The sequence below is a fragment of the Microcystis sp. M_QC_C_20170808_M9Col genome (assembly GCF_007095495.1).
GTDB classification, from domain to species: domain Bacteria; phylum Cyanobacteriota; class Cyanobacteriia; order Cyanobacteriales; family Microcystaceae; genus Microcystis; species Microcystis aeruginosa.
In genome coordinates this window covers 1-7,767 of sequence record NZ_SFBZ01000211.1, presented here as the reverse complement: position 1 = coordinate 7,767, position 7,767 = coordinate 1, and the positions used below count along the sequence as shown (strand labels likewise).

Below are 7,767 nucleotides of genomic sequence, written 5' to 3'. Positions count from 1 at the left end.
TGGAGCCCAGTGGAATGAAGAAAATATCCCTCAAGTGCTTAAACACCGCTGTGCTTACCTAAATAACAGTCTTTAGCTATTGAATAGTATTTATGTTCTGACAAAACTGACTTGCTCCCTAAAACCATCCTGAAGAAGGATAACCTAGTCATAGTCTATCATTCAATCATTCTCATCATAGTTTAGACATTGGATTGTCTAAAGACAATCTAATCATAGTCGATCATTCAATCACTCTCAATCATGGTTTAGACGGTATTGCAATTAAGGATTACCCGAAATAACAAACCTACCCACTGCCACTAAAAACCCTCCTACCGCCGTAATTAAAATACCAATTAATGTCCAAATTTGAGCCTGTTGTGAACCTTTAATTGCCTTAACATCTTGCTTCAGGTTATCGATTTCCACCTTTAATACCTGTCTTTCCCCCTTAGCTTCTGTTAACTCAATTTTGATGTCTGTAACATCTTTTTGTAAATTCTCTAATTTGTGATTAATTTGAGCTAAAATTTCCCCTAGGTTTTGTTCAATTATTACTGACATTTATATTTTTCCTCATAATCAAAAAGCTCCCCGAATCATTCACCCTAAAACTCAAAAGTGTTGACCCAGTTTTTGGATAGCAAAAAATAATAAATTTCATCCTTTTCACAAAGCATTTTTGGGGCTACGGTTCCAGAATTCGGGCTAGTCAAGGACTAAACCCGAACTTGACCGAGTTTTTTAATCCTCTAAACTAATCTTGACTGGATTAACTTTCCAAATCTCTTGACAATATTCCCAGATCGTGCGATCGCTAGAGAATTTCGCCATACGAACCGAGTTGAGAATCGACATCCGCGTCCACTTGTCCCGATCGCGATAAGCTTCACCTACCTGTTCCTGACAATCAGCGTAGGATTGATAATCAGCTAAAAGCATATACTGGTCATCGTAGAGGAGAGAATCAACGATCGGCCTGAATAATTCCTGGTCACCATGGCTAAAATAACCACTCTTGATTCGATCGATCACTCCCTTCAATTCGCGATTATTTTTGTAATAGCTCATCGGTTCATAACCGTGGGCCTTCTTAGCATAAACTTCTTCTGCTGTCAAGCCAAAAAGGAAGAAATTTTCTGCCCCTGCTTCCTCGCGAATTTCGATATTAGCGCCGTCCAGAGTCCCGATGGTGAGGGAGCCATTCATGGCAAACTTCATATTACCGGTTCCGGAAGCTTCCTTACCCGCCGTAGAAATCTGTTCGGACAGATCCGCCGCCGGATAGATGCGTTGACCCAAAGAAACGTTAAAGTTAGGCAGGAAAACCACTTTTAAACGACCTCTGACATCAGGATCCTTATTAACAATTTCAGCTACAGCATTAGTTAACTTAATAATTAACTTCGCCATAAAGTAACCGGGGGCTGCCTTACCACCAAAGATAAAAGTGCGCGGCACGATATCGATCTGAGGGTTCTGTTTAATGCGATTGTAAAGGGCGATAATGTGCAGAACTGCCAGATGTTGGCGTTTGTATTCGTGAATCCGTTTTACCTGCACATCGAAAATCGAATTAACATCCACCTCGATATTGCGGGTTTTCAGCATATAAGCCGCTAAATCGGCCTTATTCGCCTGTTTAATTTCATACCAACGCTGACGGAATTCGGGATCATCAAGGTATTGTTCCAGTTTTCGCAATTCCTTCAGGTCTTTTAACCAATTATCGCCGATTTTTTCGGTAAATAGTGCCGATAATTGGGGATTGCTCAATAAAATCCACCGGCGCGGGGTGACACCATTGGTTTTATTGTAGAATTTTTCCGGCCAGAGCATGGCAAACTCTTTCAGGGTGTCCTTTTGCAGTAACTCTGTGTGTAAAGCGGCGACTCCGTTAATCGAGTGACTACCCACACAGGCTAAATTAGCCATGCGAATTTGTTTATTACCCCAACCAGCTTCTTCAACTATCGACAATTTGCCCAATAATTCCTCGTTATCGGGAAACCAAGTCCGCACATCCTCAAGGAAAAAGTGATTGATCAGGTAGATAATTTCTAGATGTCGGGGCAGCAGTTTGCCAAGTAAATCCGCCGACCAACGTTCCAGGGCTTCCGGCAATAGGGTATGATTGGTATAAGCGAAGGTTTTTTGGGTAATTGTCCAAGCTTTTGACCATTCTAAGCCGTTTTCATCCACTAACAAACGCATTAACTCAGCGATCGCAATGGCGGGGTGAGTATCGTTCAGTTGAATAGCGGCGGTTTCGTGGAAGTTTTGCAGATTTTTGTGGCTTTTTAGGTGAATGCGAATTAAATCTTGCAGGGAAGCGGCCACAAAAAAGTATTGTTGGGCGAGACGTAATTCGCGACCGGCGGGGGTATTATCGTTGGGATAAAGGACTTTAGAAATGGTTTCCGCGTCCATTTTTTCGGCCACGGATTGATCGTATAACCCGGCGTTAAAAGCCTCAAAATTAAACGATTCACTCGCTTCTGCTTTCCAGAGACGCAAAGCGTTAACCGTGTTGGTTTTGTAACCCGGGACGGGGGTATCGTGGGGAATGGCTAAAACCCGACGTTCCGGCAGCCATTGTACCCGTTCCTGTCCCTTATCATCGTGATAGATTTCCGTCCGGCCACCCAGTTTTACTTCCACACTTTCATCGGGACGGGGTAATTCCCAAGGATTGCCGAAGCGTAGCCAGTTATCGGGGATTTCCACCTGCCAACCGTCTTGGATCATTTGATGGAAAATGCCAAATTCGTAGCGGATACCGTAACCGATGGCGGGAATTTCTAGGGAAGCGAGGGAATCGAGGAAACAAGCCGCTAAACGCCCTAAACCGCCGTTTCCGAGGCCGGGATCTGGTTCCTGTTCGATAATTTCCTCAAAATCAAGACCTAATTCCTCGATCGTCTCTTTGATTAGGTCGTAAATACCCAAATTAGCGAGATTATTGCCTAAATACCGCCCCATGAGAAATTCGGCGGAGAAATAGCAGACGAGTTTAACTTTTTCTTGTTTGTAGGTGTCGGTGGATTTCAGAAAACGACGCAGCAGGCGATCGCGAACGGTGTAGGCAAGGGCGACATAGTAATTGTAGGGACTGGCATTAGTGCGGTTAACCCCTTGCAAATAAAATAGATTGTCCAGAAAAGCCCGTTTTAGGGTTTCGGGACTCATGCCCGTGCGATCGTCTTCAACTAAAGTGGGGCATTGAAGTGCTTCAGTCCCATCAGCTAGGGTATAGGTTGTCTCCATGGGTTTTTGTTGTCCATATATTCGGGAGTCGATCGCCGATCAGATTCTGATGACGATATCCTTTATAGTTTACTTGTTACCTTTTGGAGAGACTCAGACATTTAGATTTCTATTGGTTTTGAGCCGAGTAGCGATCGCAATTGACACCAAAAAAAGGGTGAACCCTATCCACCCTCCCACAATTATTCACAAAAAAAGCTTAATAGCGTTTTTTTCTGTCACCACCACCACCATTGAAGGGCGTGCGCTCTTCACGCTCGCGGGCTTCGTTAACTTTAATTGCTCGCCCCATCCATTCAGCACCATCCAGTGCGGCAATCGCGGCACCTTCCTGGGCTTTATTTTCCATTTCCACGAAGGCAAAACCGCGTTTGCGGCCTGTCTCTTTGTCAACGGGAATATGGACTCTTTGGACCTTGCCGTAGTCTGTAAAGACCTCGACCAGATCATCTTGGGAAATGTCGTAAGAGAGATTACCAACAAAAATAGACATAATACTTGAATCCTCGATCAATACTCGAAACGGTGTGGAGACACAAAATTCAGGGAGAAGCCGAACAATACTAAAGTAAAAAACTTACCAGATTAATACTGGAAACGAACTTGAACACTAATCTTGACTCTCGCCTCGATCATAACACAGAAAGAGTCGATCGCCGATCAGAATCTGATGACGATATCCCTTATACTTTACTTGGGGTTGGCTGAATAAATCTAAAAACCTTGTTAGATAAGGTTTTTAGACTTTTTTTACCTCAAAAAGTGCTGACCCTTGGAGTGATCGGGGGTAAAATTCAGGTACTTTTTCCCTGAAAATTAGGTAACTGACCCCCTGAAAATGGGTAAAACCCCACACCCCACACCCCACCCCCCCGATGTCGGGGGGGTTGGGGGGGCTACACCCTGCCCCCACGAAAAACTTTTTGCCGCAAACCCTAATTAACGACAAAAAAAGGGTGAACCCTGTCCACCCTCCCACAATTATTCACAAAAAAAGCTTAATAGCGTTTTTTTCTGTCACCACCACCACCATTGAAGGGCGTGCGCTCTTCACGATCGCGGGCCTGGTTAACTTTAATTGCTCGCCCCATCCATTCAGCACCATCCAGTGCGGCAATCGCGGCACCCTCCTGGCCTTTATTTTCCATTTCCACGAAGGCAAAACCGCGTTTGCGGCCTGTCTCTTTGTCAACGGGAATATGGACTCTTTGGACCTTGCCGTAGTCTGTAAAGACATCGACCAGATCATCTTGGGAAATCTCGTAAGAGAGATTACCAACAAAAATAGACATAATACTTGAATCCTCGAACAATACTCGAAACGGTGTGGAGACACAAAATTCAGGGAGAAGCCGAACAATACTAAAGTAAAAGACTTACCGAGTTAATACTGAAAACGAACTTGAACACCAATCTTGACTCTCGGCTCGATCATAACACGAAAAGACTGGAGTTAATGTTAACTTTTATTCTTCAGGGGAAGAGACTGTTTTGGCTATCGGTGGCTACTCCCTCAACCGCCAGCTTTTTTCTCCCGACGAAATAACCAAATCATCAGGGCCACCACACCGATTTGTAGGGCAAAATTGGGTAAGGCGGTGGCTACGTCCCTACCTGCCGCTAATTGGGCCAGAAAAACCACCGCACCAATAAAACCAGAGGCCCCTAAACCGAGATAGATAAACTGCCGCAGACCTCGGTAGGGATTGGCCGCTTCCGCTTTCAAGCGGGCGTATTTTTGGGGATCGAGTCGAGGGGATTTGCTCATAAAAAAATTTTTCTAGCTCTGTATCTATTGTCCGTGATATAATCGGAAATTGGCAATGTGCCGATGTAGCTCAGTGGTAGAGTAGTTGATTCGTAATCAATTGGTCGTGGGTTCAAATCCCATCATCGGCTTGGGGTTTTCTCTCCCAAAAGTTGACTAGGAAATACCAGTACAGTGGTTAAATGCCTTGATTTTGTTGCGGCTATGCCAAAACTCCCCCAGGTTAACGCCTTTGCTGGGGATTGGCTTCAATAAGCCATTTTAGCCCCAAACAAGAGTTAATTGCTTGGGACGAACGGTCCCTATTTCTGGCTAAGGCTTTGGCAAAAAATCAGCTAGTTAGTGGAGAAAAGCTTGAATGATTTCTGCGATCGCTTGACGTTGGCAATCGTCATATCCCCAGCGCTCTAGAAAGGCTTGATATTCTCCTTGTCCTGCGTTTAAACTGGTGGCTAATTGTTGTAATTTTTCCTCCAAGGCAGGCGATAATAACTGCTTAATTAGTTGACCAGTTTTTTCTTGGACTTTCTCAGAACCTCGGGCGTTTTCTTCGTCCCCTTGACCGCGATGATAGATGACCATTGCCGTGGACATAGCCAGATTTTTGACTAATAATTCATTGACCAATATCGGGGAAGTTTTTAAAGCAGTGATGACTTCTAAAATAGGATATTCCGTAGGGGATAAATCGCTAGTTAAGTAAGTAACAAAAAATCCTCTGGCTCCATTTTCTGTCGAGACTAACTCAGTAAATTTCTGAGTGATTGTATTGGCATCTAAAAACTCAATTTGACTTAGTAAATCTTGAGTTTGTTGGATGGCATTTTCAAAAGTTATACTCATATCCATACCTAGCCTTATGTGAAGTTTAAGAGAAAAATACTAAGCATCTAAAGCATTTAACCAATTAGTTAAATCCTCCCATGTCGAAAAATCCAATAAAGCTTCCCCCGCTCGTTCCAGATCATCAATATTCAAGGTCATAATCCGACTCTCTAGAGCCACATCAATAGCTCCTAACTTACGTTTAATCAGACGAACAATTAGATTTCTTTCTCTTGCTAAACCCTGTTCTAAACCCTGTTCTAAACCCTGTTCTAAACCCTGTTCTAAACCGCGGCGCATCCAACTGGTGGTAATCTGCATAACTCCCTCCTGTTCGGGTTGAATAAATGTGCTAATCTCCTGTTGAAATTCTATCTCCTCGGACGAGTTGAGATTGAGATAGGTATCGACAAAGCCTGAAATCAATTGCATTCTAGCAGCATCTAATCTTAATGTTACCAATAATCTTAGACATTGTGCCTTAACTTTTGCTCTATCCCGAGGGGCAATTTTCATCTTGGCCATCAAAGCGGCGGCGACGGGATTAGGTTGATTAATAAAATCTCGCCAATGCAAGCGATTTAACTGGACAACTTGATAGTTAAATTCTAACACTTTTAATTCAGGAAACTCAATTTTGTATTGACGAATTGCTTCTTTTTGCGGACGATCATAGGAGAATATGACAATCGGATAAACTGGTAAGGTAAATTTTTGATGCAGACGAGCGAAATAAGTAAACATTCGCCGATTAAATTCCGGTTGAGAGCTAGACTGTGCTTCTAGATGAATTAAGAAAAATGATGATTGTCCTCGAAATTGCACTTGGGCGACTAAATCACTTTCATACTTTTCTCCTTCCGTGACATCGGTAAAGACTTCTTTGTCTAAAAATGTGATCTGATTAGGCTCTAAATAATTGATAATCTCAGGAAAAAACAACTGAATAAATTCAACAAAAAAAGTCGCAATTAATTCCTTAAATAAACGATCATGGTCAATAACATTATTCATACCTAATAATTATAAACGAGGAATCCTTCAGCTTATCTTCATAACTTTTTGTAGTAATTATCAAGGATTTTCCAATGACCAGCACTAGGAGACAAAGAAATTAAATCCTCGATATTGCCTTCCATAGTAGCACAAATTTGAGCGAGGGGTAATAGCAAATCCTATAATAAGACGAGTAAGGACGAGGAGATAAAATGCCCAAGAAAGCGTACTTATCCGAACATCTAAGTTCAGAGGAACCGAAAGATAAATACAGAACCAGTCAAGACTCAGTGGCAACAAGAAGATGGCACTGGTTAGGTAAAATATCTTTAGGATAGACAATCAAAAAGGCGACAGTAGCTGTCGGATTAGATTATCAATATAGTTTTAAAAATTCTCAAAATATCTAATCAATTAGGAGAAGAAGGAGTTAAAAATATCGGCTCTTCGGGAATTGTTATGCAAATAATTAACTTAAAATAAAATTCGATGAGAGTACCTAAGCTCAAAAGTAGCTGAAATCCATACAGGGAAGGACTTAAAGCACAAACAGGTTAATGCCAAAAGATAGACAATTGAGTTAAGATTTGATATAATAGCCAAAAACGAGATTATTTTACTTATGATACTTGACAAATTTTTGAACCTACAAGGAACCTGTATTCAAGGCTATCGACACCTAGAAAATATCGGTATAGTTTGACCAGTCGAATCGAAAAATAAAAAAGCAACCTGTCCTCATTGTGGGTTAGAGAGCGATAAACTACACCAAAATCATCGACATTTAGTCAAAGATTTACCAATCTCAGGACAACCAGTGTACCTACAGGTTAATCGTCGTCAATTTAAGTGCGGTAATTGTCAGAAACCCTTTAGCGAAGAGTTAGATTTTGTCGCCAAGAAACGAACCTATACGAAAAGACTAGCCG

General features: G+C 42.2%; 7 protein-coding genes, 1 tRNA gene and 1 pseudogene. 2 read left to right on the top strand and 7 right to left on the bottom strand.

Going from position 1 to position 7,767, the window contains the following annotated elements; all coding sequences use genetic code 11:
* Positions 1 to 264: 264 nt before the first annotated feature.
* The 5 genes from EWV68_RS12335 to EWV68_RS12315 all read right to left on the bottom strand — a co-directional run bounded on the left by EWV68_RS12335 (position 265) and on the right by EWV68_RS12315 (position 5,017).
* The gene (locus tag EWV68_RS12335) at positions 265 to 546 is read right to left on the bottom strand and encodes a hemolysin XhlA family protein (protein WP_002736843.1); all 282 of its coding nucleotides are present in this window, start codon (positions 544 to 546) and stop codon (positions 265 to 267) included.
* A gap of 180 nt (positions 547 to 726) precedes the next feature.
* The gene (locus EWV68_RS12330) at positions 727 to 3,249 is read right to left on the bottom strand and encodes a glycogen/starch/alpha-glucan phosphorylase (RefSeq protein ID WP_287169941.1); all 2,523 of its coding nucleotides are present in this window, start codon (positions 3,247 to 3,249) and stop codon (positions 727 to 729) included.
* Between the two features lie 199 nt (positions 3,250 to 3,448).
* Complete coding sequence (gene rbp / locus EWV68_RS12325) at positions 3,449 to 3,742, bottom strand: RNA-binding regulator (RefSeq protein ID WP_287169940.1); 294 nt, start codon at positions 3,740 to 3,742, stop codon at positions 3,449 to 3,451.
* Positions 3,743 to 4,247: 505 nt separating this feature from the next.
* Entirely contained in the window at positions 4,248 to 4,541 is a 294-nt protein-coding gene (gene rbp / locus EWV68_RS12320) for an RNA-binding regulator (RefSeq protein WP_287169939.1), read from the bottom strand.
* 221 nt (positions 4,542 to 4,762) lie between these two features.
* Complete coding sequence (locus EWV68_RS12315) at positions 4,763 to 5,017, bottom strand: DUF3493 domain-containing protein (RefSeq protein ID WP_002781347.1); 255 nt, start codon at positions 5,015 to 5,017, stop codon at positions 4,763 to 4,765.
* 59 nt (positions 5,018 to 5,076) lie between these two features.
* On the opposite strand from EWV68_RS12315, the gene EWV68_RS12310 reads away from it, so the two are divergent.
* Positions 5,077 to 5,148 (top strand) — tRNA-Thr (locus EWV68_RS12310).
* 208 nt (positions 5,149 to 5,356) lie between these two features.
* Here the strand turns inward: EWV68_RS12310 and EWV68_RS12305 are convergent.
* A complete protein-coding gene (locus EWV68_RS12305) occupies positions 5,357 to 5,860 on the bottom strand; it encodes a sll1618 family protein (protein ID WP_287169938.1) in 504 nt (167 codons plus the stop codon).
* 39 nt (positions 5,861 to 5,899) lie between these two features.
* The gene (locus tag EWV68_RS12300) at positions 5,900 to 6,856 is read right to left on the bottom strand and encodes a DUF4351 domain-containing protein (protein ID WP_287169937.1); all 957 of its coding nucleotides are present in this window, start codon (positions 6,854 to 6,856) and stop codon (positions 5,900 to 5,902) included.
* Positions 6,857 to 7,460: 604 nt separating this feature from the next.
* Between EWV68_RS12300 and EWV68_RS12295 the strand changes: the two are divergent.
* Positions 7,461 to 7,767: pseudogene (locus EWV68_RS12295) on the top strand (transposase family protein); the annotation flags it as partial.